Origin of the sequence: Desulfurobacterium pacificum, from assembly GCF_900182835.1 — a bacterium.
GTDB lineage: Bacteria > Aquificota > Aquificia > Desulfurobacteriales > Desulfurobacteriaceae > Desulfurobacterium_B > Desulfurobacterium_B pacificum.
Map to the genome: position 1 here is coordinate 1 of NZ_FXUB01000003.1, position 26,183 is coordinate 26,183.

Below are 26,183 nucleotides of genomic sequence, written 5' to 3' on the forward strand. Positions count from 1 at the left end.
TGTAGCTATAGAAGAAGGGTTAAGATTTGCTATTCGTGAAGGTGGAAGGACGGTAGGTGCTGGAGTAGTTACAGAAATTCTTGATTAATAAGGGGAGACAAAGATGGCTAAGAAAGGACCTCGTGAGATAATACAGCTTGCTTGTACTGAGTGTAAGAGAAGAAACTATTCAACTACAAAGAATAAAAGGAATACACCGGATAGACTTGAGTTAAGAAAGTATTGTCCGTGGTGTAACAAACATACCTTGCATAGAGAGGTGAAATAGTTTATATTTCACCTCGCAGGTAGGCCAGTAGCCCAATTGGCAGGGCACCGGACTCCAAATCCGGCGGTTGGGGGTTCGAGTCCCTCCTGGCCTGCCATTTATTTTTGTTCCTTTTCCTTATAAAATCCCCAAACAATAAATTGATATTTTTGTTATTTGCCCTGTTAAGGGTAAACTGGAGGGAGAATGTCACCTCTGCAATTTTTAAAGGAAGTAAAAGAGGAATTAGACAAGGTCACTTGGCCTTCTAAAGAAGAAGTTGTTGAAGCCACTATAGGTGTTGTCTTTTTCTGTGCAGTAGTAGCTGTTTACTTCTGGATATTGGATTTTATATTTGCTCAGGGGCTTCAACTGATAATCGCTAAATAAGGGAGATAAAGTAATGGGTGATAAGAAGTGGTATTCGCTTCACGTTCAGTCTGGATTTGAACATAGAGTGAAAGCTAACATTATGAAAGCTTTAAAAGAAGAAGGGCTTGACGATAAAGTTGAAGAGATATTCGTACCTGCCGTTGAGAAAGTTGTTTTCAAGGTTAAAGGAAAGGAAAAGGGGGAATTACCGTTAAGGTCTGAAGAGCCTAAGGTTTATGAGTTGGAAGGAGAAGAAGGAAAAAAAGTTGTTTTTAGAATAGAAGGTGGAAAAGTTTGGGTAGAGTCTTGTGAGTGTGAGAAAAAGAAATGCATTCCAGACAAACCCATAGAAAAAGTAGGACAAAAGATAAAATGTCCCGAAAACAAAGTAGAAGCTAAAATAGAGTTAAGAGATAGATTATATCCAGGCTATATCTTCATAAAGGCTGACCTTGATAAAAATCTTCAAAGCGTTATCAGAAGAGTTCCAAGAGTGTTGGGCTTTGTAAGTGCTGCAGGTAAGCCAGTTGTGGTTCCTGAATCAGAAGTGGCAGCAATAAAAGATAGGCTTAAGAAAGGAATTCCTAAGGTCAAGAAGTTTAAGTTTGAAGTCGGTGATAAAGTCAAGATTAAAGAGGGACCGTTTATTGGATTTGAAGGTGCAATTTCTGAGATTGACGCCGAACGCGAAAAGGTTATAGTTTTGGTTAACATTTTTGATAGACAAACTCCAGTTGAATTGGAGTTTGACCAGATTGAAAAAATAAGCTAAAGATACGGCGGAGGATATTATGGCTAAAAAGGTCGTGGCGGAAGTTAAGTTGCAACTTCCTGCTGGTGAAGCAACGCCAGCACCACCTGTTGGTCCTGCTTTAGGTCAGCATGGTGTTAACATTATGGAGTTTGTAAAAGCCTTTAACGCTGCAACAGCAGACAAGAAGGGACTAATTATTCCAGTTATCATTACTATTTATGCTGATAGGTCTTTTACTTTTGTTCTTAAGACCCCACCAGCTTCTGTTCTTATTAAGAAGGCAGCTGGAATTGAGAAAGGTGCTCATCAGCCTAAAAAAGAGTGGGTTGGTCAAATTACGAAGGAACAACTCAGACAGATTGCTGAGCAAAAGATGCAAGACCTGAACTGCTACGATATAGAAGCAGCGATGAGAATTATCGCTGGAACAGCGGAAAACATGGGTGTAAAAGTAGTTGATTAACTTTTATTTTTACCACCTTTTAGGTGGGAGGCAATAAAAAGCCGAAGGAGGAAAAGATGCCGAAGCATGGAAAAAAGTACATGAACGCCCTTGCGTTGGTGGATAGGAACAAGCTCTATCCACTTGATGAAGCCATTTCTCTCGTCAAGAAGATGGCTGATGTAACTAAGAGGAATTTTGACCAGACAGTAGAAATGGCGGTCAGACTGAACGTTGACCCTAAATACCAAGACCAGATGGTTAGGGGAAGCGTTGTTCTACCTCACGGTTTAGGGAAGGAAAGAGTAGTTGCCGTTATTGCTCAAGGAGAGAAGCTGAAGGAAGCTCAAGAAGCTGGTGCAGATTACGTTGGCGGTGACGACCTTATTCAAAAAATTCAGCAGGGCTGGCTTGACTTTGATGTTCTGATTGCTACTCCTGATATGATGAGTAAAGTTGGTAGGTTGGGAAGAATCTTAGGTCCGCGCGGGCTTATGCCTAACCCTAAAACTGGAACAGTTACTTTTGATATAGCGAAAGCTGTAAAAGAAGCAAAAAGTGGTAAGGTTGACTTTAAAGTTGAAAAGGCAGGTATCGTTCACGCTCCTATAGGAAAAGTTTCTTTTGATGAACAAAAACTGCTTGAGAACGCTGTTGCTTTGATGAAAGCGATTTTGGCTGCTAAGCCTTCAGGTGCTAAGGGGCAGTATGTAAAGAGCGTTGCCGTTTCTGCTACTATGGACCCAAGCGTAAAAGTTGATATTTTTGATGCCATTAATAGAGCACAGACTGCTGAGTAAGGTTGACAATTTTTAAATTTTGAATAAGATTAGCGCTGCAGTTTTACGTAAGCGGTCGTAGAGGGTAGGTGCGGAAAGCTTAAATGCCGACAGGCAGCCTACTTGAGACCGGAGAGTCCATCTTTCCGTCCAATCCCTCCCTCTACGTCCCGCCTTAAAACCTTCAGGAGGTAACTCCGTTGAAAACGAGAAAACATAAAGAACAGATAGTTAAGGAATTAAAAGAGAAATTTGAAAAAGCTCCTTTAGTAATCCTTACCAACTTTCAAGGAATGACGGTAGCTGAAAGTAACGCTCTCAGACGCAAACTTAGAGAGGCTGGTGCCGAATATAAGGTTGTAAAGAACACGCTTATGAGGTATGCGTATCCGGGTACTCCTGTTGAACAAATTAAGGATGCCTTTGTAGGTCCTACCGGAATTGTGTTTGCCTTTGAAGACATCGTTGCAGCTGCTAAAGCCTTAAAAGAGTTCATGAGTGGTGATGATTCTAAATTACAGTTTAAAGCTGCCGTTGTAGAGGGTAAAGTTGCTGATTATGAAATGATTAAGCAACTTGCAGAGCTTCCATCAAGAGAAGAGCTTCTTGGTCAACTTGCGTTCACTCTTAAATATCCTGTTAACGCTATTGCTTGGTCTCTTGAGAACCTATTTACAAAACTCGTTACAGTTCTTGAAAACGTTAAGGCTGAGAAAGAAGGAGCTAACGCTTAAAAATTTAGAATTAACCATAGGAGGAGTAAAATGGCTGAAATCACAAAGGAGCAGATTATTGAAGCTATCAAAAACATGACAGTTCTTGAGCTTGTTGACCTCATCAACACAATTAAAGAAGAGTTTGGTGTTTCTGACATGCCTGTTGTAGCTGCTGCTGGTCCTGTAGCTGCTGGTGGTGCCGCTGGAGCTGCTGCTGAGGAGAAAACTGAGTTTGATGTAATCCTTAAAGCTCCAGGTGCTAAGAAAATTAACGTAATTAAGGTAGTTAGAGAAATTACAGGACTTGGACTTAAGGAAGCAAAAGAGCTTGTTGACAATGCTCCAAAGCCTGTTAAGGAAGGAGTTTCAAAAGAGGAAGCTGAGGAAATCAAGAAGAAGCTTGAAGAAGCCGGTGCTGAAGTAGAAATCAAGTAAGCTTGCACTTTACAGCAGACAGGAATATAATTTACCTGCCGGGAGACTGCCTATGGGGGTAGTCTCCCTTCTGCTATTTAGCCCACCAAAAACCTTAAACAAAGACGAGGTCAAGTATGGGAAAAGTTAAAAAAACTGCTCCTTCCAAAGAAAAAATCTCTATAAAATCTTTACCAAGAAAGAGTTTTGCTAAAAGGGAAGAAAAGTTCCCAATTCCTGACTTACTTCAATTCCCTTTTGAATCTTACGAGAGATTCCTGCAACTTAACAAAGCTCCTCATGAAAGGGAAAATGTAGGGTTGGAATCTGCGTTTAGACAGGCATTTCCTATTGTGGATGAGGCGACAGGCGTTGAGATACATTATAAAGGTTATGAAATAGGTGACTGGTACTGTAAGTGTGGAAGATTTCAGGGACTTGGTGGTAAGGGAGTAGTTTGTCCGAAATGTGGAATGGAAGTTGTTTTCCGTCCTAAATATTCTCCCGATGAATGTAAAGAAAGAGGAATAGATTATTCTGCTCCTTTAAGAGTTCTCTTTGAGCTTCACGTATGGCAGAAAGACCCAAAAACCGGTGGGAAGATAGCTCCTATTATTAAAGAAAATAAAATGTACTTTGGTGAGGTTCCCCTTATGACTGAAAGGGGAACTTTTATTATAAATGGTACTGAAAAAGTTGTTGTTAGTCAGCTTCATAGGTCTCCGGGTCTTTTCTTTAAGAATGAAGTTTCTAAAACCACTCAAGTCGCTCGTATTATTGATATTGCGAGTATTATTCCTGCAATGGGTTCATGGCTTGAGTTTGAAATACCCCATAACGAAGTTCTCTACGCCAAGATAGATAGAAAGAGAAGGTTTATTGGAACTTACCTTTTAAGAGCTTTTGGTATCAGAACTGATGAAGAGATTTTAGATATATTCTACGGCGATAAGATAGAAACGTTTAGAGTAGAGAACGGTGAGATAGTAAACGTTGAAACCGGGGAAGTTAAGTCTCAAGAAGAACTTACTGGATATTATTTAGTTTCCGATATTATTGACCCTGAAACGGGAGAAGTTATACAGGAAGCTTATGAAGAACTTTCTACAAGTTCCAGAAAACTTCCGGAAGGAGCAGAGTTTAAGGCTATAAATAAAAAATCCACCCCCTACGGCGCCGTCATTGTCAACACTCTCAGAAAAGAGAAGAGAGACAGAGTTAGAGAGAAGATAGAAGACCCTCTCATTGCTGCCTACGTCGAAATATTTAGAAAGGTAAGACCAGGTGATACGGCAACTGTTGAGGGCGCCAAAAAGCTATTTGAATCCATGTTCTTTAGCACTAAAAACTACGACCTTTCCCGCGTTGGAAGGGCAAAAATCAACGAGAAAGTCTATCCGAAAGAGAAACTTGAAAAAATTACAAAGGAAGACCTCAAAAACATAGATTGGCTACCACCTTTAAGAGTTGCAAAGGATATCTGCAACGAAGAAGGGGATATCGTTGTTCCAGCCGGTACTTTGATAAACGCAGAAACTGCTTTAAAGCTTTCTGCTCTTCCTAACGTAGAAGAAATTCCGGTAGAACCTGACTACGACGATGCCGGAAGGATTCTTCACAAGGCAGATATTGTAGGCGCCATTAAAGCTCTCCTTGAAGTTCACGCAGGTATTAGAGAATACGATGATATAGACCATTTAGGTAACAGAAGGGTTAGAGGCGTTGGCGAACTTGCCGAGATAGCCTTTAAGTCCGGTCTTTTCAAACTTGAAAAGGCTGTTAAGGAAAAGCTTGCCGTTGCAGATATAGATTCTGTAATGCCTCAAGACCTTATCAATCCAAGAACAGCTTTAAATCCGCTAAAAGAATTCTTTACATTAACTTCTCTCTGTCAGTTTATGGACCAAACTAACCCACTGGCAGAAACCACTCATAAAAGACGTCTATCCGCTTTAGGTCCCGGCGGTTTAACGAGGGAAAGGGCTGGATTTGAAGTTCGTGACGTTCACCCGTCCCACTACGGTCGTATCTGTCCTATTGAAACGCCAGAAGGACAGAACATCGGTCTTATCAACTCTTTAACAACTTACGGAAGGATAAACTGGCTCGGATTCCTTGAAACTCCTTACAGGAAAGTTGTTGATGGAAAAGTTACAGATGAAATCGTTTATATGACTGCAGATGAAGAGGAAAACTACGTTATAGCCCAGGCTAACGCGCCTCTTGATGAGAACGGCTACATTGCTGCCGATACAGTAATGGCACGTCATAAGGCAGAGTTTAAACTGGTTCGCAGAGAAGAAGTTCAGTTTATGGACGTTTCACCAAAACAGGTCTTTTCCGTTTCTGCTTCTCTCATTCCGTTCCTTGAACACGACGACGCTAACCGTGCCCTCATGGGTTCAAACATGCAGCGTCAGGCTGTTCCTCTTATAAAGACGGAAGCTCCGTTTATCGGAACGGGAATGGAGGAAGAAGTTGCACTCTACAGCCGTTCTGCAGTTGTAGCTAAAAGGTCTGGCGTTGTTGAAAGCGTAACTGCCGATAAAATCATTGTAAGGGTTGATCCGGAAGAGATAGAAGAAGGCGGAATCTCCGTTGATACAGGGTTTGACGTTTATGAACTTAAGAAATTCCAGAAATCCAACCAGAAAACCTGTATTAACCAGAGACCTATCGTTAGAAAAGGTGATAGAGTTAAGAGAGGACAGATAATTGCTGACGGTCCCTCAATGGATAACGGCGAATTAGCTTTGGGTAAAAACGTTTTAGTTGCCTTTATGCCCTGGAGAGGTTACAACTTTGAGGACGCCATTTTGGTTAGTGAAAGGCTCTTAAAAGACGATGTCTATACTTCTATTCATATACAGGAATTTGAGTGTGAAGCAGTTGAAACTAAGCTTGGTAGGGAAGAGATAACAAGAGACATTCCAAACGTTCCTGAATCTCTTCTCAGAAACCTTGATGAATCTGGAATTGTAAGAATAGGAACGTACGTTAAACCTGGAGACATTTTAGTTGGAAAGGTTACACCGAAAGGAGAACAGGTTCTCACACCTGAAGAGAAACTCCTTCAGGCGATTTTCGGTGAGAAAGCTAAAGGCGTTAAAGATTCCTCCCTTTACGTTCCTCACGGCGTAGAAGGTGTAGTAATTGACGTTAAGATTCTTTCCAGAAAGGGTGAGAAGAAAGACCCAAGAACTCAGCTTATAGAAGCCGAAGAAAAGGCTAAGTTAGAAAGAGAGAAGCAGGAAGAAATCGCTTTAATCAAGAAAGATAGAGACAGAAAGGCTGCAGAAGTCATTTTGGGTAAGAGGGTAAAAGAAGACGTAAGAGATGCTTCCGGTAACCTTCTGATTTCTGCCGGTGAAGAAATCACAGAAGACAACGTTGAACAGCTTGTGTTCTTCGCCCTCAGAAAGCCTTCCATTATAGACGACGACAAAGTTGCAGAAGAACTCAAGAAGATTCGTCTCAAAGCAGTAGATAAGATTGCTTTAATTGAGAACATCTATGAAGAGAAAAAAGCTGCCCTTGAAATGGGACACGACCTTCCTGCCGGCGTTAACAAGAAGGTTAAGGTTTACATAGCTACAAAACGTAAGCTCACTATCGGTGATAAGATGTCCGGTCGTCACGGTAACAAGGGTGTTATCTCTCAGATTAGACCGGTTGAGGATATGCCGTTCCTTGAAGACGGAACACCTGTTGACATAGTTCTTAACCCACTTGGTGTTCCTTCCCGTATGAACGTTGGACAGATTCTTGAAGTTCACCTTGGTCTTGCTGCTAAAGAGCTTGGTAAGAAGATTGAACGTCTTATGAAAGCAGGACTTGACAAGGTAAGAGAGGAGATTAAGGCAATCTACAACGATGAAAGAATCAGTAAGCTTATAGATTCTCTTTCTGATGATGAGTTGAGAGAAGTTGCCAAGAAACTTTCTAAAGGCATTAAGTTTGAGTCTCCAATCTTTAACGGTGCTAAAGAAGAGGAAATTAAAGAGCTCTTGAGAAGAGCTGGACTTCCTGAAACCGGACAGCTTACGGTTTACGACGGTTTAACAGGTGAACCGTTTGACCAGAACGTGACTGTTGGTTACATGTATATGCTTAAACTCATTCACCTTGCTGACGATAAGATTCACGCTCGTTCAACTGGTCCTTACTCTCTCATTACTCAGCAGCCTCTTGGCGGTAAGGCTCAGTTCGGTGGACAGAGATTTGGTGAAATGGAAGTTTGGGCGCTTGAAGCTTACGGTGCTGCTTATACACTTCAGGAAATGCTCACCGTTAAGTCTGACGACGTTGAGGGTCGTTCAAGAGTTTATGAAGCAATCGTTAAAGGTAAATACTCCTTTGAGCCAGGACTTCCGGAGTCGTTCAACGTTCTCGTGAGAGAACTCAAGGCTCTTGCTCTTGACGTAAGGTTCATCAAAGAGATGGAAGAGGAAGAAGGTACTGAAAATTAATTGTAGCGGGTAGGTTTCCTGCCCGCTTTTTAAACCATTATTGATACAGGAGGTTCCTGTGAGCAAAAGAGAAATCGTGTTTTCTGAAGAACCCAAAACCTTTGATTTTGATGCGATTGAAATTGGTCTTGCATCTCCGGAAAAGATTAAGGAATGGTCTTACGGCGAAGTTAAGCTTCCGGAGACGCTTAACTATAGAACTTTAAAGCCTGAAAGGGACGGTCTTTTCTGTGCCAGAATTTTCGGTCCTGTTCGTGACTGGGAGTGTTTGTGCGGTAAGTACAGAGGTTCTAAATATGCCGGCGTTGTTTGTGATAGATGTGGTGTTGAAGTAACGCTTTCTAAAGAGAGACGTAGAAGGTTTGGGCATATAGAGCTTGCTGCTCCGTGTACGCATATCTGGTACGTTAAGTCTGTTCCGAGTAAGATAGGTGCGTTATTAGGACTTTCTGTTAGAGAAGTGGAAAGGGTTGTTTACTTTGAAAGCTATATCGTTTTAGACCCGGGAGATGAAGAAGAAACAGGACTTGAAAGATTCCAGATTCTTACAGAAGAAGAGTACAGGGAAAAAGTAGAAGAGTTGGGCGAAGAAGCTTTTGAAGTAGGTATTGGAGCAGCGGGTATAAAAGAAGCTTTGAAAAGAGTTGACCTTGAGGAGCTTGCAGAAGAGCTCCGCGAAGAAATTAAAATGTACTCCGGTGAGATTTCTTCTATTAACGCTGACCTACAGAAGCGTCTTCCTAACGTTTTTAAGGCTGCTGTAGATACTCTTGCTTATTATACAGGACTTTCTGAAGATACGATTGTTGGAATTGTAAAGAACGTTTTGGTTGTTGTTACTGACCCAGGAGATTCAGGCTTAGATAAAGGACAGATTATTGACTATAACGAATATAAGAAACTCAGAGAAAAGTTCTCAATAGAAGTAGAAAAAGGTGGAAAAGCTTTAGAGTGGTACGTTGACTTCTTGGTTGAGCAGGGCAAGATACAGAGTAAGGAACTTGTAAAGGAAGAAATCAGAAGAGCTACAAGAAAAGATACAACAGAAGCTAAACTTAAAAAACTTGTTAGAAGATTGAAGATTGTTGAAGCTTTCTTGAAATCCAACAACAAACCTGAGTGGATGGTTCTTGAAGTTTTACCCGTTCTTCCACCAGAACTCCGTCCACTTGTTCCACTTGAAGGTGGAAGGTTTGCAACTTCTGACCTTAACGACCTCTATAGGCGCGTAATTAACAGAAACAATAGACTTAAAAGGCTTATAGAGCTTGATGCTCCTGACATTATTATTAGAAACGAAAAGCGTATGCTTCAAGAAGCTGTTGACACTTTGATTGATAACGGAAGAAGAGGAAGACCGGTTAAGTCTTCTAAGGGACATCCTCTAAAGTCCCTTTCTGACGTTTTAAGAGGTAAGCAGGGTAGATTTAGACAGAACTTATTAGGTAAGAGAGTTGACTACTCCGGTCGTGCCGTTATCGTTATTGGTCCTGAACTTCAGATGCACCAGTGCGGTCTTCCAAAGATAATGGCGCTTGAACTCTTCAAGCCGTTTATTTACAGAAGGCTTGAAGAGAAAGGTTACGCCAACACGGTTAAACAAGCCAAGAAAATGGTTGAAAGGCAGGAGCCTGAGGTTTGGGAGTGCCTTGAAGAAGTGATTAAGGAGCATCCAGTTCTTCTCAACCGTGCGCCGACGCTTCACAGGGTTTCCATTCAGGCGTTTGAACCTGTCTTGGTTGAAGGTAAAGCTATTAAGCTTCACCCGCTTGTTTGTACGGCGTTCAACGCAGACTTTGACGGTGACCAGATGGCGGTTCACGTTCCGCTTTCCTTGGAGGCACAGCTTGAAGCCTATACTTTGATGCTTTCTACTCAGAACATTCTCTCACCTGCACACGGTAAGCCGTTAGCTGTTCCATCTCAGGATATGGTTTTAGGTCTCTACTATATGACTCTTGAAAAACCTGGAGCTAAAGGAGAAGGAAAGGTATTCTCTTCTATAGATGAAGTTCTTAAAGCTCTTGATTTGGGCGAAGTTGAGCTTCACGCGCGCATAAAGGTTAAGATACCTGCCGAAAAGAGTGCTTCTGGAAAACCTGAAGTCGTTACTACTACTGTAGGTAGAGTGAAGTTCAATACGTTGCTTCCTGAAAACTATCCTTTCATCAATAAGGTTATGACCAAGAAAGCGGTTGCTGAGCTTATCGCCGACATTCATAAGAAGATGGGTAACGAAGTAACAGTTGATATGCTTGATAGAATCAAAGAAGCTGGATTTATTCAGGCTACTTTAGGTGGACTTTCCATTGGAATAGATGACCTTCACATTCCGCCTTCTAAGAAAGAGCTTATTGAAAGAGCCAAGAAAGAAGTTGCTGAGATTGAGGAAGGATACAGAAAAGGACTTCTTTCTAAAGATGAGCGTTACAACAAGATAGTTGATATATGGACAAGAGTTACTGAACAGCTTACTCGCGATATGATGGATTACATGAAAACCCACGACCTTAACTCCCGTGGAAGATTGCCTAACGACGGTAGGTTTAACCCTGTGTTTATGATGCTTCAGTCTGGTGCTCGTGGTAGCCAGACACAGATTCGTCAGCTTGCCGGTATGAGAGGTCTTATGGCTAAGCCTTCCGGTGAGATTATTGAAACGCCGATTATTTCTAACTTCCGTGAAGGGCTGACAGTTCTTGAGTACTTTATCTCAACTCACGGTGCGAGAAAAGGTCTTGCAGATACTGCTCTTAAAACTGCAGATGCTGGTTACCTTACAAGAAGGTTGGCAGACGTTGCTCAGGATGTAATCGTTACTATGGAAGATTGTGGATGTGATGACGGTATAGAAGTTTCTGCTCTCATGGAAGCTGGTGAAATCGTTATTCCACTTGCCAAGAGGATTGCCGGAAGGTATGCAGCGGAAGATATCGTTGACCCTGTAACTGGCGAAATTTTGGTTAAGAAGGATGAAGAGATTACAGATGAAGTTGCTCAGAGAATAGAGGACTTAGGTATAGATACGGTTAAGATTAGGTCTGTTCTTACCTGCCGTGCTCCGTTTGGTGTTTGTGCTAAATGTTACGGTAGAGACCTTGCGAGAAGAAGACCAGTTCAACTTGGAGAGTCTGTCGGTATTATTGCTGCTCAATCTATCGGTGAACCGGGAACGCAGCTTACGATGCGTACGTTCCACATTGGTGGTATTGCTATGCGCGGTGCTGAAGCATCTGAATACAGAGCCAAGCATGCTGGCGTTGTAAGGATATTTGACGTCAATACAATTACAGATAAAGAAGGCAGAGTAATTGTTATCAACAGAGCAGGTAAGATTGCGGTTGTTGATGAGAAAACAGGTAAACATTTAGAGCGTTATGACCTTCCTTACGCTGCTATTTTGAGAGTTAAAGATGGAGACAAGGTTGAGCCTGGGCAGATTTTAGCTGAGTGGGACCCTCACGCTATTCCTATCTTGGCACTCAGGAAAGGCATTGTTAGATATAAAGACATCATTCCTGGTGTTACTGTTTCTGAAACAGAACCAGTAGTTCTTGAATACAGAACTCTTCCTTACGAACCAACGATAGAACTTGTAGATGAAAATGGTGAAGTAGTTGACTTCTATCCGCTCCCTGTTGGTGCTCGTATAATGGTTAAGGAAGGGCAGAAAGTTGATATCGGTGAACAGCTTGCAAGACTTCCGAGAAAGATTGGCGGAACTAAAGACATTACAGGTGGTCTTCCAAGAGTTGCAGAGCTCTTTGAAGCGAGAAGACCGAAAGATACAGCTATTTTAGCTGAGATTAGCGGTAAGGTTTACATAGAAACGGAAAGAAACAAGAAGATTATTACGATTCTTGACCCTGAAACGGGAGTTAAGAGAGAGTACGAAGTTCCGAAAGGAAAATACATTTACGTTAGAACTGGTGACTACGTTAAGGCTGGAGAACCTCTTACAGACGGGCAACTTAATCCTCACGATATCTTGAACATTTTAGGTGAGCGTGCAGTTGCAAGGTTCTTGCTTGATGAAGTTCAGTCTGTTTACCGCGCTCAGGGTGTTGATATCAACGATAAGCACTTTGAAGTGATTATCAGGAAGATGCTCTCTAAAGTAAGGATTGAGGATACTGGTGATTCCGATTTCTTAGTTGAAGAGGTTGTTGACAGGGAAGAGTTTGAAAGAGTAAGAGAGCAGTTGTTTAAAGAAGGTAAGAGACCGCCTAAGGCGAGACCTGTTCTTACAGGTATTACAAAGGCAGCCCTTTCTACAGATTCCTTTATCTCTGCTGCTTCATTCCAGGAAACTACAAGAGTTCTTTCTGAAGCTGCTATAGCTGGTAAAAGGGATTACTTGAGAGGATTGAAGGAGAACGTAATTATTGGAAGACTTATCCCTGCTGGAACTGGTAGAAAGGAATACAGGAAGGTTACGTGGCAGTACTGTGAAGAAGCTAAAGAGTAGGTTCCTAAAGAATTTGAGTTTTCAAGGGGGAGTTATCTCCCCCTTTTTTTATTGTTATAATGAAATTGTAAAACTGAGTTGGAGGTGGTAGTTGCTTTTTAAAATTTTCGTTCTTTTAGTTGTGGTTGGCGTAATTTTTGGTTGGGATAAAATTATTAACCTTGTAAAAGCTTTCTTTAAAGCCAAGGAGGAGTTTAAGAGAGGTTTGGAAGAGGAAGTGGAGGAGGAGAAAAAGGAAGAGAAACCGGTTATAAAAGTCGTGAAGTAATTACTTTAAAACCTCAAGAGGATTAATGGGATATACCTTGTTCTTATAGACTTTACTTATTTCAAAATATACACCAGGTTTTCCCCAGTCTCCTGAGGTTCCCGCAGTACCTATAACTTCTCCTCTTTTTACAACCTGCTTCGGTTTTACGAAAATCTGGTCAAGGTTGCTGTAGACTGTTCTATAACCTTCCGGGTGCTGAATAATTACGGTTTTTCCGTAGGCTTTAAGGAAATGGTCTTCTTTGCCGGCAAATTTAACTATGCCTGTTTCTGCAGCTCTGACTTTTTGCCCTACTTTTCCAATTATGAATATACCAGGATACCCTTTTTCTCTGACGGTTGGGTCAACCCTTCCATCAAGGGGGAAATGAAACTCTATAGGTCTGTTGAGTTTAATCACGTCTCTGTAGCCTACTAAAATTTTCAATTTTTGTCCCGGTCTGATGATGTAAGGTTTTCTTAGGTGGTTAAGTCTAATAATCATTCTTGGAGATACGCGGAACTTCTTGGCTATTTTAAGGATAGAGTCTCCTCTCCTTACCCGATAATATTTGTAAACTGGAACTTTCATTAAGCCGTTAGGGGAGTACTTTACTTCATTTTTGGATGAAGAAATTTTTTGAGATTTGTAGGTGGGGTGTGGTGTTTTGGTGGGGATTTTTAGTTTTTGCCCTACATAAATGACGTTTTTTTTCAGGTGGTTTATCCTTTTTATTTCGCTTACGGTAGTTCCAAAGCGTTTTGCTAACTTTTTGAGTGAGTCTCCTCTTTTGACCTTGTAGATTATGTATCTCTGTTTGTTTTTTTCACTGCTTGAAGGAATTTTAAGTTTTTGCCCTGGATATATAACGTTGCTTTTCAGGTGATTTATTTTTTTTAACGACGTTACCGTTGTATGGAATCTCTTTGCTATTTTTCCTAACGAGTCGCCTTTTCTGACGGTATAGGTAAGTGCATTAGCAGTTGATACTGTTATTAGAAACGCGCTAATAAAGGATAATAAAGTCCTCATACTGACCTCTTGGTTCTGAAAATGTGTATTCTACGTTCTTAACGTCTGCAAAATAAGGTCCTTCGTAGAGTTTTTCTAAGAGTTCTTTAAGTTTTTCTTCTTCTCCTTCGGCGTAAACTTCAACTCTACTGTCTGGTAGATTCCTTACAAAACCTTTTAAACCTAAGGAACGTGCTACTCTTTTTGTAAAAGCTCTGTATCCAACTCCTTGAACTCTACCTGATACGAATGCGTGTAAAGCTTTTACAGCCATTTTTCAAAACCCTCTATTGCTTTTAGGGTTTTTCTATAGCCTTCGTAGAAAAACTCTTCAACTTTTGAAAAGTCAAACTGTGAGTAATTAAACTTATAAGAAACCATGATATCACAATATCTATGCCTTGATTCTTGATTTTCAAGTATTCCAGCCAAAGACGCTCGCAAAGATACATCTAAAATGGAATTCGGGTTAAATTTTTTGGAAGGAGTGTTAGCGTTGGAACATATGTTCAGAGAGCAACCGTAAGCTTTTGGTGCTTCGGCGGGAAGGCAATTTCTTATACCACCATCAGCGTAAAAATTTTTTCCTATTTTGACAGGAGCAAAGAGAGGGGGAACGCTGCAAGAAGCTACAGTTGGTTTAATGACTTTTCCGTAGTTTATGAATTCAACTTTTAGTGTCTTAAGGTTGATTACTGTAACGGTAAGAGGAATCTTTAGCTCGTTAAAAGTTATGTCACCGATTAGCTCTTTGAGTTTTGCTTCTAATCCGGAAAGCTTGAAAAATCCTCCCCTCAAACACGGCTTTGCTAATTCTCTCCACTTTGTAGTTTTCGCTATTTCAAGAATCTCTTCTGGCGAGAAACCTGCGCAGTACAAAAGACCCACTACTGCACCGGCGCTTGCACCGCTGACTACCGATGGAACAATTCCTTTCTCTTCAAGGGCTTTTAAAAAACCGATGTGGGCGACTCCCTTAACGAAGCCGCCCGATAGAGTAACGCCGATTTTCATTTAAAATTCCAGTTCTTTACCTGGATTGAGGACTAACGATTTAATACCCCTGCTTTCAACTAACTCTTTGAACTTTTCAGGGTCTGCATCAATTATAGGCCAGGTTTTAAAGTGCATTGGAACAGCCACTTCAGGTTTCACCAACTCTGCAGCTATTACTGCATCTCTTATATCCATCGTAAAGTTTCCGCCTATTGGGAGCAAAGCGATAGAAACTTTTTCGTACTTTCCAATAAGTTCCATATCAGCTATAAGACCTGTATCGCCTGCGTGGTAAATGGTTTTTCCTTCCACTTCTATGAGCATTCCGCATGGGCAACCGAGGGTTTTAACTTCTCCGTCCTCTATTACGGAGCTGCCGTGGGCTGCGGGAACTAACTTAACCCTCCCGAACGGAAAAGTATAGCTTCCGCCGATGTGCATTGGGTGAATGTTTTCAACGCCTTTCAGGTTGCAGTACTGACATACTTCAAATATGGAAACTACCGTTGCGCCTGTCCTTTTAGCGATTTCTATCGTATCACCTAAATGGTCTCCGTGGGCGTGGGTAACGAAAATGTAATTTAAGTCGCTGAAATCTTCAGGTTTTGCAATGTTCCAAGGGTTACCGTTTAAAAATGGGTCTATAAGTGCTTTTATACCTTCACCTTCAACATAAAAGGCTGAGTGTCCTAAATACCAGAGCTTTGCCATGGCACCCTCCTTAGTGGTTGGGAAAAAGTTCAGACAAAAGGAACGATTATTGTTCTATAGGACTCAGTGCGTAAAGCATTGCAAAAATTGCGAAGAGAGCTACAATGGTAAATGATGCAAACATCAATATATCCAAGTTCATGTAAGCCTCCTGAATTATACTCCTTCAAGAACCCTCCTACAGCGCTTCAACGATTTCAGGGAGCTTGGAGCGAACCCTGAACCTCACTTTGCCGTAAAGGGCATCCTTTTTAGCTAATACAACTAAGTACGTTTCATTCACCAATTTGTAAGCGAATAAAACGTGATTGGTTGTAAACATAATAAGTTCTTCGAGGTCTTCCTTCTCATCTGAGACGTCCTGAATTAGCTCTATAAGCCTGTTTAGTGGATGAACTAACTGAACGGCTATTTCTTCAGCATCTATGCTGTCGCCCTCTTTTACATAGTTATAAACGATTATGCCCTCTTCATCTATTACTGAGAGGGCGACAATTTCAGGGTTCGCATCCGCAATGTTTTTTAAAAGTTCCTCCATTTTCCCCTCTAAACAAGTCCTTTTTCAACGAGCAGCTCGGCTATTTGAACAGCGTTGAGAGCTGCTCCTTTCCTCAGGTTGTCCCCCACAACCCAGAGGTTGAGTCCGTTTTCTATTGTATCATCTTTCCTTATTCTACCAACTAAAACGTCGTCCTTGCCTGCAACATCTATCGGCGTTGGATACTGCAGGTTTTCAAAGTCATCAATGACTGTTACACCTGGAGCTTTTGAGAGAACCTCTCTTGCTGTTTCAACGGATATCGGAGATTCAAATTCAATATTTATGGCTTCTGAATGACCAATAAATACTGGAACTCTTACACACGTTGGAGAAACTTTTATTTCGTCGTCGTGCATGATTTTCTTCGTTTCGTTTATCATCTTTATCTCTTCTCTCGTGTAGCCGTCAGGGAAGAACTTATCTATATGGGGAACGCAGTTGAACGCTATCTGTTTTGGTATTTTGTTTGGAGGCGGAACGGGTTTTCCTTCAAGAACAGCTCTTGACTGTTCTTTTAATTCTTCAATTGCCTGTGCGCCAGCGCCGGAAACGGCTTGGTAAGTAGCAACAACAACTCTTTTTATTCTTGAAACGTCGTACAGCGGTTTTAAAACTACTACCATTTGGATTGTAGAACAGTTGGGGTTAGCGATTATTCCCTTATGCCACTCAACGTCTTCTGGATTAACTTCAGGAACAACGAGGGGAACGTCAGGCTCCATTCTAAAGGCAGAGCTGTTGTCTATTACTACTGCTCCCCTTTTAACAGCTTCTGGTGCGAACTGCTTGCTCCTGTCACCGCCGGCAGAAAAGAGGGCGATATCTATTCCTTCAAAGCTTTCCGGCTTTAGTTCTTCTACCGTTATTTCTTCTCCTTTAAACTTCAGCTTCTTTCCTGCTGAACGGGCAGACGCTAAAAGCTTTATTTCAGAAACGGGAAAGTTTCTCTGCTCAAGAGTTTTTATCATTTCCTGTCCGACTGCCCCGGTTGCACCGACAACGGCTACTCTGTAACCTTTCATCTTAAACTCCTACATCTTCTTAATTTCTTCAGCTATGAGGTCTCCCATCTCTTCAGTTGATACCAGCTTTGTTCCTTCGGAGTAGATATCTCTTGTTCTGTAGCCTTTTGCTAAAACGTTCTTAACTGCTGTATCTATTGCCTTTTCAACTTCCGGCATGTCAAAGGAATAGGTAAACATCATTCCAACGGAGTTAATTGTGGCTATTGGGTTTGCGATGTTCTGTCCTGCGATGTCTGGCGCTGAACCGTGAATTGGTTCGTAGAGTCCTATCTTGCCGCCGATGGACGCAGAAGGCAGCATTCCTAGCGAACCTGTGAGCATTGCGCAGGCGTCGGAAAGAATGTCGCCGAATATGTTGGTTGTGACGATTACATCAAACTGCTTTGGATATCTGATTATCTGCATTGCTGCGTTGTCAACGTACATGTGCTCAAGTTCAACGTCTTCGTAATCTTTGTGGACTCTTTCAACTACTTCTCTCCAGAGGACTGTTGCCTCTAAAACGTTTGCCTTGTCAACGCTCGTTACTTTTTTGTTTCTCTTTCTTGCAACTTCAAAAGCAACTTTTGCGATTCTTTCAACTTCGTGCTCGTAGTAACGAAGCGTGTTTATTCCAACCTTTTCATCTCCATCGACGAAAATTCCCCTGGGGATGCCGAAGTAAACGCCGCTTGTAAGCTCTCTAACTACCATTATGTCAACGCCTTTTACCACTTCTGGCTTTAGTGTAGAGGCGTCTATCAATTCATCGTAAAGTTTAGCTGGTCTTAGATTAGCAAATGCGTTGAGGAGCTTTCTCATTCCAAGGAGCGCTCTTTCGGGGCGAATCTCAAATGGGAGGTTATCCCACTTCGGTCCTCCTACTGCACCTAAGAGAACGGCGTCGGAAGATAGGATTATCTCTTTTGTTTCTTCGGGAAACGGGATACCTGTTTCATCTATTGCTGCACCGCCGATTAAAGCGTATTCGTATTTGAGCTTTACGCCGAACTTTTCTGAAACGGCGTCCATAACTTTTACTGCCTGCTTGACTATTTCTGGTCCTATCCCATCGCCCGGTAAGACCGCTATTTTGAACTCTTTCAACTTGCCCTCCTTACTTGAGACCTAACTTTTGTTTTGCGTATTCCATAAGTCCGCCTGCTTCCATGATTTTTCTTATGTCCGGCGGAATTGGGTTGGCTTTGAATTCTGTTCCTTTTGTTACGTTTTTGATTACGCCGGTTTCCGGGTTTATTTCAACGATGTCTCCTTCTTCTATTCCTTCTACAGCTTCTGGAGATTCAAATATTGGAAGACCGATGTTGATACAGTTTCTGTAAAAGATTCTTGCAAAGGATTTTGCTATTACTGCAGAAACGCCTGCTGCTTTTATGGCTATTGGAGCGTGCTCTCTTGAAGAACCGCAGCCGAAGTTCTTGCCGGCAACGATGATGTCGCCTTTTTGAACTTTATTGGGAAATTCCGGGTCTGCGTCTTCCATTACGTGTTTTGCTAATTCTTGAGGGTCTGAGGTGTTTAGGTATCTTGCGGGAATGATTTCGTCTGTGTTGATATCGTCACCGAATTTAAATGCTCTTCCTTTTAAGGTTTCGGACATTTGTTCCTCCTGAGATAAACTTGTTAGGGGAATTATAGCTTGTGAAGGAGGGAAGGTAAATGGTGGGGATTTTAGGAGGGGAAAATAAAATGGAGCGGGCGACGGGATTCGAACCCGCGACCCTCAGCTTGGAAGGCTGATGCTCTAGCCAGCTGAGCTACGCCCGCTCATTGGTTGCGGGGGCGGGATTTGAACCCGCGACCTTCGGGTTATGAGCCCGACGAGCTACCGGACTGCTCTACCCCGCGTCAGTGGTGGAGGGGGCAGGATTCGAACCTGCGTAGGCGTAAGCCGGCGGATTTACAGTCCGCTGCCTTTGACCACTCGGCCACCCCTCCACGTATGGTGCCGGCTGAGGGAGTCGAACCCCCGACCTGGTGATTACAAGTCACCCGCTCTAGCCAGCTGAGCTAAGCCGGCACATCGTGGACGCAGAATAATATAGGTTTCAGCTTGTGGCTGTCAAGAGGTCTATTGCCGTTTTTACGGCTAACTGGAAGCTTTCAGGGTTTGCTATGCCTTTGCCTGCTATGTCGTAGGCTGTTCCGTGGTCAACGGAAGTTCTGATTACGGGAAGTCCTAACGTTACGTTTACCGAGTTTCCGAACCCCAAAAGTTTTATTGGAATTAGTCCCTGGTCGTGATACATGCAGAGGACTACGTCAAACTCTCCTTTTACGGCTCTTACAAAGACGGTATCTGAGGAGATGGGTCCTACGGCGTTTATTCCTTCACTTTTTGCCTTTTCTACTGCCGGCGCGATTATTTTTATTTCTTCGTCTCCGAACAGTCCACCTTCGCCTGCGTGGGGGTTGAGAGCTGCAACGGCGATTTTTGGGTTTTTGAGGGTTTTGTGGATGAGGTGGAGGGTGGTGAGGATTTTTTCTTCGGTGATGAGTTTAGGAACGTCTTTTAGAGCTACGTGGGTGGTTACTAAAACGACTTTCAGCTTTTCGTTTGCCAGCATCATTGCAAAGTTTTTTGTGCCAAAGAGGTGAGCTAAAAATTCTGTGTGGCCGGGGAATTTAAATCCGCCCTTTGCTGCGGTTTCTTTGTTTATGGGGAGGGTAACGATTGCGCTTATTTTTCCTTTTTTAGCGTCTTCAACTGCTTTTTTTATGTACTCTATCTGTGCTTTGGCTGCGTCAAAGTCTGGTTTTCCAGGAACTGTTGTTTTAAGCGGATAGGTTTCTATTAAGCTGGCGTTTGGGGGTAGATTGAAAGGAAGATTTAACGCTTTAGCGTAGTATGAAAGGGCGCTTTTAGAGCCGTAGATAAGGAATTTATAGGGAAGGGAGCGAAGGAAGTTTAGAGATTTTAATAGTATTTCGCTCCCTACGCCTGAAGGGTCACCTAACGTTATGCCTATTGCTGTTGGTTGTTGTATTTTTCTACCTCCTGAAGGGTTTCCTCTGCTCTTCTTAAGAATTCAGAAGCTATTTTTTCGCTTAGGTTTTTGAGGTCGTTGCTGAGCTGACGGAGTTTGTATTTTAGCTCTATGTTTTCCTGTTCTAACTCTTCTACTCTGTTTTCAAGGTTTGCGATTTTTTCTTCATACTGCTGGACGAGCCCTGTTACGAAGCTGTTTATGTAGCTGTTAAGTTTTTCAAGTTCGTTTTTAACTTCCTGATTTATGTTTACGTTATCCATTGTTTCCCTCCTTTAGGTTTAATAGGTGTCCTAACTTTTCTTTTTTTGTTTTAAGATAATTTATGTTGTGTTCGCAAATTCCAACTTCTAACGGAACTCTTTCAACGATTTCAAGACCGTAACCTTCAAGCCCGATGAGTTTTTTGGGGTTGTTTGTCATCAGGCGCATCTTTCTGACGCCTAAATCTCTTAATATCTGCGCGCCTATGCCGAAATCTCTCATATCGGCTGGGAAGCCTAACTTTTCATTCGCTTCTACCGTGTCAAAGCCGTGGTCTTGAAGATGGTAAGCTTTGATTTTGTTGACGAGCCCTATGCCCCTGCCTTCCTGCCTTAGGTAAACGATAACGCCTTTGCCTTCTTTTGAAATCATTTCCATTGCCTTGTGAAGCTGGGAGCGGCAGTCGCACTTTAAAGAGCCGAAGACGTCGCCTGTGAGGCATTCAGAGTGGACTCTTACCAAAACGGGTTCGTCCCCTTTTATTTCACCCATTGTAAGGGCTACGTGTTCTTTGCCGTCAACGAGGGAGGTGTAGGCGTGGATTTTCCAGGTGCCGTAAGGTGTTGGGAGGTTCGCTTCAGCTTCTTTCCTTACTAAGCTTTCGCTTTTCATTCTGTATTCTATAAGGTCGGCGATGGAGATGATTTTTAGGTTGTGCTTGCGGGCGTAATCTATCAATTTGGGAAGGCGCATCATAGTGCCGTCTTCATCCATAATTTCGCAGATAACGCCTGCCGGGTAGAGCCCTGCGAGTCTTGCAAGGTCAACGGCTGCTTCTGTATGTCCTGAGCGTTTAAGAACTCCTCCCTTTCTTGCGCGCAAGGGGAAGACGTGACCGGGCTTCACGAAATCTTCTGGTTTGGCGTCTGGAGAAACTGCTCTTTTTATAGTTATTGCTCTATCGTGTGCAGAAATACCGGTAGTAGTTCCAAACTTGGGGTGAGCGTCAACAGAAACACAAAAGGCTGTTTCTTTAGGGTCTGTTGGTTTAGGAGTCATGGGTTCAAAGCCTAATTCGTCACACCTTTCTTCTGGAAGAGCAAGGCAGATTAATCCCCTTCCGAACTTTGCCATAAAGTTTATGGCTTCTGGCGTTACTTTTTCTGCTGCTATTACCAAGTCGCCTTCATTTTCTCTATTAGGGTCATCAACGACTATAACAATATTTCCTTTCCTAATTTCTTCTATTGCTTCTTCCACTCTGTCTAAGGGGAATCTGCCCTTTACCATTTATTCTCCTCTCTTTGTGAGGACTTTGTCTATTATGCCGTATTCTTTTGCTTCTTCAGCGCTCATAAAGAAGTCTCTGTCTGTATCTTTTTCTATTTTTCTCAGGGATTGTCCTGTGTGTTTTGAAAGTATTTCGTTGAGCATTTTCTTAAGTCTTAAGATTTCTTTAGCGTGAATTTCTATGTCTTTTGCCTGTCCTTGAAATCCACCTAATGGCTGGTGAATCATTATGCGGGCGTGAGGCAGAGCAAATCTTTTACCTTTAGCCCCTGCTGCTAAAAGGACTGCACCCATGCTTGCTGCCTGTCCCATGCATATCGTTACAACGTCCGGTTTAATGTATTGCATGGTGTCGTATATGGCGAGTCCTGCAGTTACCACTCCACCGGGGCTGTTTATGTAAAGGTAAATGTCTTTTTCAGGGTCTTCTGCCTCTAAAAAGAGGAGTTGAGCTACTATAAGGTTTGCGATGTGGTCATCTATTGGCGTTCCGAGCATTATGATTCTGTCTTTTAAAAGTCTTGAATAGATATCGTAAGCTCTTTCGCCTCTACCTGTTTGTTCAATAACTATGGGAACGAACTGATTTAAGATTTCTTCCATCTGATTCCTCCAGTGTGCTTTTTGAATTAATAAATCTATGCAAATTTTTAGGTTGTGGTTTCTCTGTAACTTAAAGCTTCTGCTATGTGTTTTAATTCTATCGTGTCGCAGCTATCAAGGTCTGCTATTGTTCGCGATAACTTCAGAATTCTGTTAAAACTTCTTGCAGAAAGTCCGAAGGATTTGACAGCCTGAAGGAGCATATTTTCTGCTTCCTGCGTTAGTTTGCAGAACTGCTTTATCTCTTTTCTTCCCATTTGACTGTTGAATTTGATTTTTGAGTTTTGAAAGCGTTTCTTTTGAATTTCGTGAGCTTTGATTACTCTTTCCCTTATCTTTTCTGATGATTCTCCTTCTCTTTTGTCTTTTAACTCTTCTGGTTTAACTGCTGGAACAGTTATGTGAATGTCTATCCTGTCCATAATAGGACCCGAGATTTTTGACATGTATTTCTTTATTTGATGGGGGGAACAGGTGCATTGGTGGACAGAGTCGGGGAAACCGTAGTATCCGCACGGGCAAGGGTTGGAGGCGCCGACCAGTGAAAAGCGGGCAGGGAAAGTGTAGGTGCCGGAAGCCCTTGAAATTGTGACAAAACCGTCTTCTAACGGTTGTCTTAAGGATTCTAAAGCTGAGCGTTTAAATTCTGCCATTTCGTCTAAAAATAAAACGCCGTTATGTGCAAGGCTCACTTCACCAGGTTTTACAGAGTTACCGCCACCAATCAGAGAAACGTCAGAGCATAGTGCGTGAGGGCTGCGGAAAGGTCTTGAAGCAACGGGGATTTCTGACGTTAACCCTGCCACGCTGTATATTTTACTAGTTTCTACGATTTCTTCTTCTGTCATTGGAGGAAGTATTGTGGGGAGTCTTCTTGCTAACATCGTTTTTCCAGAACCAGGAGGACCCACCATAAATACGTTGTGATGTCCTGCTGCAGCTATTTCCAGAGCCCTTTTAGCCTGATACTGTCCTACAATTTCTGACATATCAACGTTAAAAGAAAAGCGGTTGTATATTTCCTTTTTCTCTGCTGGTGGTATTTGGATGTCGCCGTTTAAGAAGGCAGCAGTTTCTACTAAATTTTTTACGGGGATAATTTCTATTCCTTCAATGAGCAAAGCTTCTTCAACGTTTTCCGGCGGGACGATGAGTCCTTTAAATCCTTCCTTTTTTGCCATTATGGCGGCAGGCAATACGCCTTTGACTCTGTTTACCTCCCCTTTTAAACCCAATTCTCCAGCTATTACGTATTCGTTTAGTTTATCCTGAGAGAGAATGCTGGAGCTGGCAAGAATTGCAAGGGCTATGGGGAGGTCGTACAGCGTTCCTTCTTTCTTTAGGTCTGCCGGTGCGAGGTTAACGACGATTCTTTTTGTGGGGTATGGATAGCCGGAATTTATTATTGCTGCACGGACTCTTTCTCTGCTTTCTTTTACTGCTGAATCTGGTAAGCCCACTACGGTTGTGCCGGGAAGCCCTCTGCTTGCGTCAACTTCAACGGTGACTTTAACGGCTTCAACTCCTAAAGTAGTAAAGCTCCAGGTTTTTGAAACCATTAACGCTCCCTTACGTTGCTCTGGTTGATTTTCCCTTCTTTGATAAATTCCAGCGAGAATGGCGGAGAAAGCTTTATCACGGTGTAGATAACTTCAATGGAATTATCCGGAAACTTTTTTGTGGGAGTAACAATTTGGGAATGCTTTAGTTTTCTTCCCTTATAAACTTTTCCGTCAGGTGTAAAGAAGAAAACTTTAACGTTTTTACTTTTAGTTTTTAGCGTTATGAAAGGGCGGAAGTAGATAATGCCGTTTTTTTGAAATCTTAACCATCCTGTTTCGTTGGCTAATGCGGGCAGTGAGAGTAGTAAAGTTAGTAGAATGAGAAAACTTTTCACATCCCACCTTTGTTTTTATGTTTAAATGGTCGGGGCGACCCGACTTGAACGGGCGACCTCTGGCCCCCCATGCCAGCGCGCTACCAGGCTACGCCACGCCCCGACGCAAGCTATAAATATAGCGTGTTTATATTGTGTTGCAAGTTATTCTATAGTCATTATTGCTTCATCTGGGTTAACGTTGTCACCTACCTGAACGTAGATTGCTTTAACCGTTCCGCTGATTGGAGCGTGAAGTTCGTTCTGCATTTTCATCGCTTCTACAACTGCAACGACGTCACCTTCGTTTACCTTATCTCCTTCTTTTACCTTTATGTCAACTACTTTTGCAGGCATTGGTGATGTTACGTCTCCTTCTTTCGTTGCCCTTGGACGCTTGGAAGAGCTTGTGAGTTCTCCTTTAATTTCAACCTCTTCGCCGGTTGGAACGACTTCAACTAACGGTTCAACCATAACTTCTTCAAGCCTTCCGTCAATCTTAATGAAGTAAGGTTTTTTGCCGTCTTTTCTGTGTCCTACACCTGCAATCTTTACGTGGTAGCTTTCGCCGTGAACGTTGACTATAAACTCTGTTGGAGCAAGCCTTTGAGGACATCTAGATTGTTCTTCTTCTTCCATATCGTGAAGGTCTTCTTCGGAAATTGCCGGGATTTCTCCTTTTTCAACCTTTTCTCTCCATTCAAAGAACTCTTTTGCAACTTTCGGGAACAGGCAGTAGGAAAGAACGTCTTCCTCGCTTCTTGCAAGGTCTTTTATCTCTTCTCTGCACTTATCAAGTTCAGGCTGTAAGAGGTCTGCCGGTCTGCAAGTGATAGGTTCTTCGTCTCCTAACACTTTCTTTATGATTTCTTCTTTTATAGGTGCCGGCGGTCTTCCGTATAAGCCTTTTACGTAGTTTTTGGTTTCTTGAGTAATCATCTTGTAACGTTCGCCTGCTAAGACGTTTAAAACTGCTTGAGTTCCAACTATCTGGCTTGTTGGCGTAACGAGTGGCGGGTATCCTAGGTCTTCTCTTACTCTTGGGACTTCTTCTAAAACTTCTTCTAACTTGTCTAAAGCGCCCTGCTCTTTTAGCTGGTTGACGAGGTTTGAAATCATGCCGCCAGGTATCTGGTGTTCAAGAACGGCTGCATCTATACCTTTAAAGTCTATGTCGTATTTCTTGTATTTCTTGCGGACTTCTTTAAAGTGGGCTGCCATTTTTTTCAGGGCTTCTTTGCTGAGGTCAACGCCGTAGCCGAACTCTTTTAGGACGTAAGCCATAGTTTCTGTTGCTGGATGGGAAGTATCAGAAGCAAGAGGTGAAATGGCAACGTCTATCATATCTGCGCCGGCTTCTATTGCTTTAAGCTGAGCCATTTCTGCCATTCCGCTGGTGCAGTGAGTATGTATGTGAACGGGAAGTCCGACTTCTTTTTTCAGCGCTTTAACCAAAGAGTAAGCCTTTTCGGGTGAAAGAAGTCCTGCCATGTCTTTTATGGCTATGATGTCGGCGCCCATCTCTTTATATTCAAGGGCTAACTCTATGTAAAGGTCTTCGGTGTGGACAGGGCTTATCGTGTAAGAGATTGCACCTTCTACGATTTTGCCCATCTCTTTTGCCGTTTCTACGGCAACTTCTACGTTTCTTAAGTCGTTTAGGGCGTCAAAGATTCTGAAAACGTCTATACCGTTTTCCGCGGCTTTTCTGACGAAAGCTTTTACTACATCATCGGGATAGTGTCTGTAACCAACTAAGTTTTGCCCTCTTAAAAGCATTTGCAGGCGGGAGTTCGGCATGAGTTTTCTTAAAGTTCTCAGCCTTTCCCAGGGGTCTTCTCTTAAAAATCTCAGGCATACATCAAAGGTAGCACCGCCCCAGCATTCAACAGACCAAAAGCCCGCTTTGTCTATTACGGGGGCGATTTCTACCATATCTTTCGTTTTCATTCTCGTTGCAAAGAGCGACTGGTGGGCGTCTCTTAAGGTTACGTCTGTAAATTCTATCTTTCTTCCCATTCTTTCCTC

Annotated in this window: 26 protein-coding genes and 6 tRNA genes; 12 read left to right on the forward strand and 20 right to left on the reverse strand. The window is 42.4% G+C overall.

Annotated features, from left to right (window positions below; genetic code table 11):
• The 12 genes from QOL23_RS05285 to QOL23_RS05340 form a co-directional block, all read left to right on the forward strand.
• Positions 1 to 88 (forward strand): EF-Tu C-terminal domain-related protein (locus tag QOL23_RS05285; protein WP_283400239.1); only part of this gene is annotated, 88 nt, incomplete at its 5' end.
• A 15-nt stretch (positions 89 to 103) separates the two neighbouring features.
• Complete coding sequence (rpmG, locus tag QOL23_RS05290) at positions 104 to 268, forward strand: 50S ribosomal protein L33 (protein WP_013538330.1); 165 nt, start codon at positions 104 to 106, stop codon at positions 266 to 268.
• Between the two features lie 21 nt (positions 269 to 289).
• Positions 290 to 365, forward strand: a tRNA-Trp gene (locus QOL23_RS05295).
• Positions 366 to 454: 89 nt separating this feature from the next.
• Complete coding sequence (gene secE / locus QOL23_RS05300) at positions 455 to 637, forward strand: preprotein translocase subunit SecE (protein WP_283400548.1); 183 nt, start codon at positions 455 to 457, stop codon at positions 635 to 637.
• 13 nt (positions 638 to 650) lie between these two features.
• Complete coding sequence (nusG, locus tag QOL23_RS05305; protein ID WP_283400549.1) at positions 651 to 1,391, forward strand: transcription termination/antitermination protein NusG; 741 nt, start codon at positions 651 to 653, stop codon at positions 1,389 to 1,391.
• Positions 1,392 to 1,410: 19 nt separating this feature from the next.
• Positions 1,411 to 1,836, forward strand: a complete 426-nt coding sequence (rplK, locus tag QOL23_RS05310) for a 50S ribosomal protein L11 (RefSeq protein WP_283400550.1) — start codon at positions 1,411 to 1,413, stop codon at positions 1,834 to 1,836.
• A 56-nt stretch (positions 1,837 to 1,892) separates the two neighbouring features.
• The gene (gene rplA / locus QOL23_RS05315; RefSeq protein ID WP_283400551.1) at positions 1,893 to 2,615 is read left to right on the forward strand and encodes a 50S ribosomal protein L1; all 723 of its coding nucleotides are present in this window, start codon (positions 1,893 to 1,895) and stop codon (positions 2,613 to 2,615) included.
• 179 nt (positions 2,616 to 2,794) lie between these two features.
• The gene (rplJ, locus tag QOL23_RS05320; protein WP_283400552.1) at positions 2,795 to 3,328 is read left to right on the forward strand and encodes a 50S ribosomal protein L10; all 534 of its coding nucleotides are present in this window, start codon (positions 2,795 to 2,797) and stop codon (positions 3,326 to 3,328) included.
• A gap of 39 nt (positions 3,329 to 3,367) precedes the next feature.
• Complete coding sequence (gene rplL, locus QOL23_RS05325) at positions 3,368 to 3,745, forward strand: 50S ribosomal protein L7/L12 (protein WP_345782581.1); 378 nt, start codon at positions 3,368 to 3,370, stop codon at positions 3,743 to 3,745.
• Between the two features lie 116 nt (positions 3,746 to 3,861).
• On the forward strand, positions 3,862 to 8,193 hold the full coding sequence (gene rpoB, locus QOL23_RS05330) for a DNA-directed RNA polymerase subunit beta (protein WP_283400554.1): 4,332 nt from the start codon (positions 3,862 to 3,864) through the stop codon (positions 8,191 to 8,193).
• Positions 8,194 to 8,251: 58 nt separating this feature from the next.
• Positions 8,252 to 12,661, forward strand: coding sequence for a DNA-directed RNA polymerase subunit beta' (gene rpoC / locus QOL23_RS05335; protein WP_283400555.1), 4,410 nt, complete (start codon positions 8,252 to 8,254; stop codon positions 12,659 to 12,661).
• 91 nt (positions 12,662 to 12,752) lie between these two features.
• Complete coding sequence (locus QOL23_RS05340; protein ID WP_283400556.1) at positions 12,753 to 12,929, forward strand: twin-arginine translocase TatA/TatE family subunit; 177 nt, start codon at positions 12,753 to 12,755, stop codon at positions 12,927 to 12,929.
• On the opposite strand, the gene QOL23_RS05345 is transcribed toward QOL23_RS05340, so the two are convergent.
• The 20 genes from QOL23_RS05345 to oadA all read right to left on the reverse strand — a co-directional run bounded on the left by QOL23_RS05345 (position 12,930) and on the right by oadA (position 26,174).
• On the reverse strand, positions 12,930 to 13,943 hold the full coding sequence (locus tag QOL23_RS05345; protein WP_283400557.1) for a LysM peptidoglycan-binding domain-containing protein: 1,014 nt from the start codon (positions 13,941 to 13,943) through the stop codon (positions 12,930 to 12,932).
• Positions 13,918 to 14,196 carry an acylphosphatase gene (locus QOL23_RS05350; RefSeq protein ID WP_283400558.1) on the reverse strand — a complete coding sequence of 93 codons (279 nt, stop codon included), beginning with the start codon at positions 14,194 to 14,196 and terminating at the stop codon, positions 13,918 to 13,920. The genes QOL23_RS05345 and QOL23_RS05350 overlap by 26 nt, the downstream gene beginning before the upstream one ends.
• Entirely contained in the window at positions 14,187 to 14,936 is a 750-nt protein-coding gene (locus tag QOL23_RS05355; protein ID WP_283400559.1) for a patatin-like phospholipase family protein, read from the reverse strand. The genes QOL23_RS05350 and QOL23_RS05355 overlap by 10 nt, the downstream gene beginning before the upstream one ends.
• Positions 14,937 to 15,629, reverse strand: coding sequence for a metal-dependent hydrolase (locus QOL23_RS05360; protein WP_283400560.1), 693 nt, complete (start codon positions 15,627 to 15,629; stop codon positions 14,937 to 14,939).
• A gap of 178 nt (positions 15,630 to 15,807) precedes the next feature.
• A complete protein-coding gene (locus QOL23_RS05365) occupies positions 15,808 to 16,167 on the reverse strand; it encodes a roadblock/LC7 domain-containing protein (protein ID WP_283400561.1) in 360 nt (119 codons plus the stop codon).
• 8 nt (positions 16,168 to 16,175) lie between these two features.
• A complete protein-coding gene (locus QOL23_RS05370; protein WP_283400562.1) occupies positions 16,176 to 17,192 on the reverse strand; it encodes an aspartate-semialdehyde dehydrogenase in 1,017 nt (338 codons plus the stop codon).
• A gap of 9 nt (positions 17,193 to 17,201) precedes the next feature.
• A complete protein-coding gene (gene leuB, locus QOL23_RS05375) occupies positions 17,202 to 18,281 on the reverse strand; it encodes a 3-isopropylmalate dehydrogenase (protein WP_283400563.1) in 1,080 nt (359 codons plus the stop codon).
• Between the two features lie 10 nt (positions 18,282 to 18,291).
• On the reverse strand, positions 18,292 to 18,795 hold the full coding sequence (gene leuD, locus QOL23_RS05380; protein WP_283400564.1) for a 3-isopropylmalate dehydratase small subunit: 504 nt from the start codon (positions 18,793 to 18,795) through the stop codon (positions 18,292 to 18,294).
• Positions 18,796 to 18,885: 90 nt separating this feature from the next.
• Positions 18,886 to 18,962, reverse strand: a tRNA-Gly gene (locus QOL23_RS05385).
• A gap of 4 nt (positions 18,963 to 18,966) precedes the next feature.
• Positions 18,967 to 19,043, reverse strand: a tRNA-Met gene (locus QOL23_RS05390).
• 4 nt (positions 19,044 to 19,047) lie between these two features.
• A tRNA-Tyr gene (locus tag QOL23_RS05395) sits at positions 19,048 to 19,133 on the reverse strand.
• 5 nt (positions 19,134 to 19,138) lie between these two features.
• Positions 19,139 to 19,215: transfer RNA gene (locus QOL23_RS05400), tRNA-Thr, on the reverse strand.
• Positions 19,216 to 19,243: 28 nt separating this feature from the next.
• The gene (pdxA, locus tag QOL23_RS05405; RefSeq protein WP_345782582.1) at positions 19,244 to 20,224 is read right to left on the reverse strand and encodes a 4-hydroxythreonine-4-phosphate dehydrogenase PdxA; all 981 of its coding nucleotides are present in this window, start codon (positions 20,222 to 20,224) and stop codon (positions 19,244 to 19,246) included.
• A complete protein-coding gene (locus tag QOL23_RS05410; protein WP_283400565.1) occupies positions 20,161 to 20,445 on the reverse strand; it encodes a hypothetical protein in 285 nt (94 codons plus the stop codon). The genes pdxA and QOL23_RS05410 overlap by 64 nt, the downstream gene beginning before the upstream one ends.
• Complete coding sequence (locus QOL23_RS05415) at positions 20,438 to 21,676, reverse strand: bifunctional 3,4-dihydroxy-2-butanone-4-phosphate synthase/GTP cyclohydrolase II (RefSeq protein ID WP_283400566.1); 1,239 nt, start codon at positions 21,674 to 21,676, stop codon at positions 20,438 to 20,440. Before QOL23_RS05415 ends, QOL23_RS05410 begins: the two co-directional genes overlap by 8 nt.
• Positions 21,677 to 22,279 carry an ATP-dependent Clp endopeptidase proteolytic subunit ClpP gene (clpP, locus tag QOL23_RS05420; RefSeq protein WP_283400567.1) on the reverse strand — a complete coding sequence of 201 codons (603 nt, stop codon included), beginning with the start codon at positions 22,277 to 22,279 and terminating at the stop codon, positions 21,677 to 21,679.
• A 47-nt stretch (positions 22,280 to 22,326) separates the two neighbouring features.
• The gene (locus QOL23_RS05425; protein ID WP_283400568.1) at positions 22,327 to 23,838 is read right to left on the reverse strand and encodes a YifB family Mg chelatase-like AAA ATPase; all 1,512 of its coding nucleotides are present in this window, start codon (positions 23,836 to 23,838) and stop codon (positions 22,327 to 22,329) included.
• The gene (locus QOL23_RS05430) at positions 23,838 to 24,176 is read right to left on the reverse strand and encodes a hypothetical protein (RefSeq protein ID WP_283400569.1); all 339 of its coding nucleotides are present in this window, start codon (positions 24,174 to 24,176) and stop codon (positions 23,838 to 23,840) included. The genes QOL23_RS05425 and QOL23_RS05430 overlap by 1 nt, the downstream gene beginning before the upstream one ends.
• A 26-nt stretch (positions 24,177 to 24,202) precedes the next feature.
• Positions 24,203 to 24,279 (reverse strand) — tRNA-Pro (locus tag QOL23_RS05435).
• 41 nt (positions 24,280 to 24,320) lie between these two features.
• The gene (oadA, locus tag QOL23_RS05440; RefSeq protein WP_283400570.1) at positions 24,321 to 26,174 is read right to left on the reverse strand and encodes a sodium-extruding oxaloacetate decarboxylase subunit alpha; all 1,854 of its coding nucleotides are present in this window, start codon (positions 26,172 to 26,174) and stop codon (positions 24,321 to 24,323) included.
• Positions 26,175 to 26,183 lie beyond the last annotated feature (9 nt).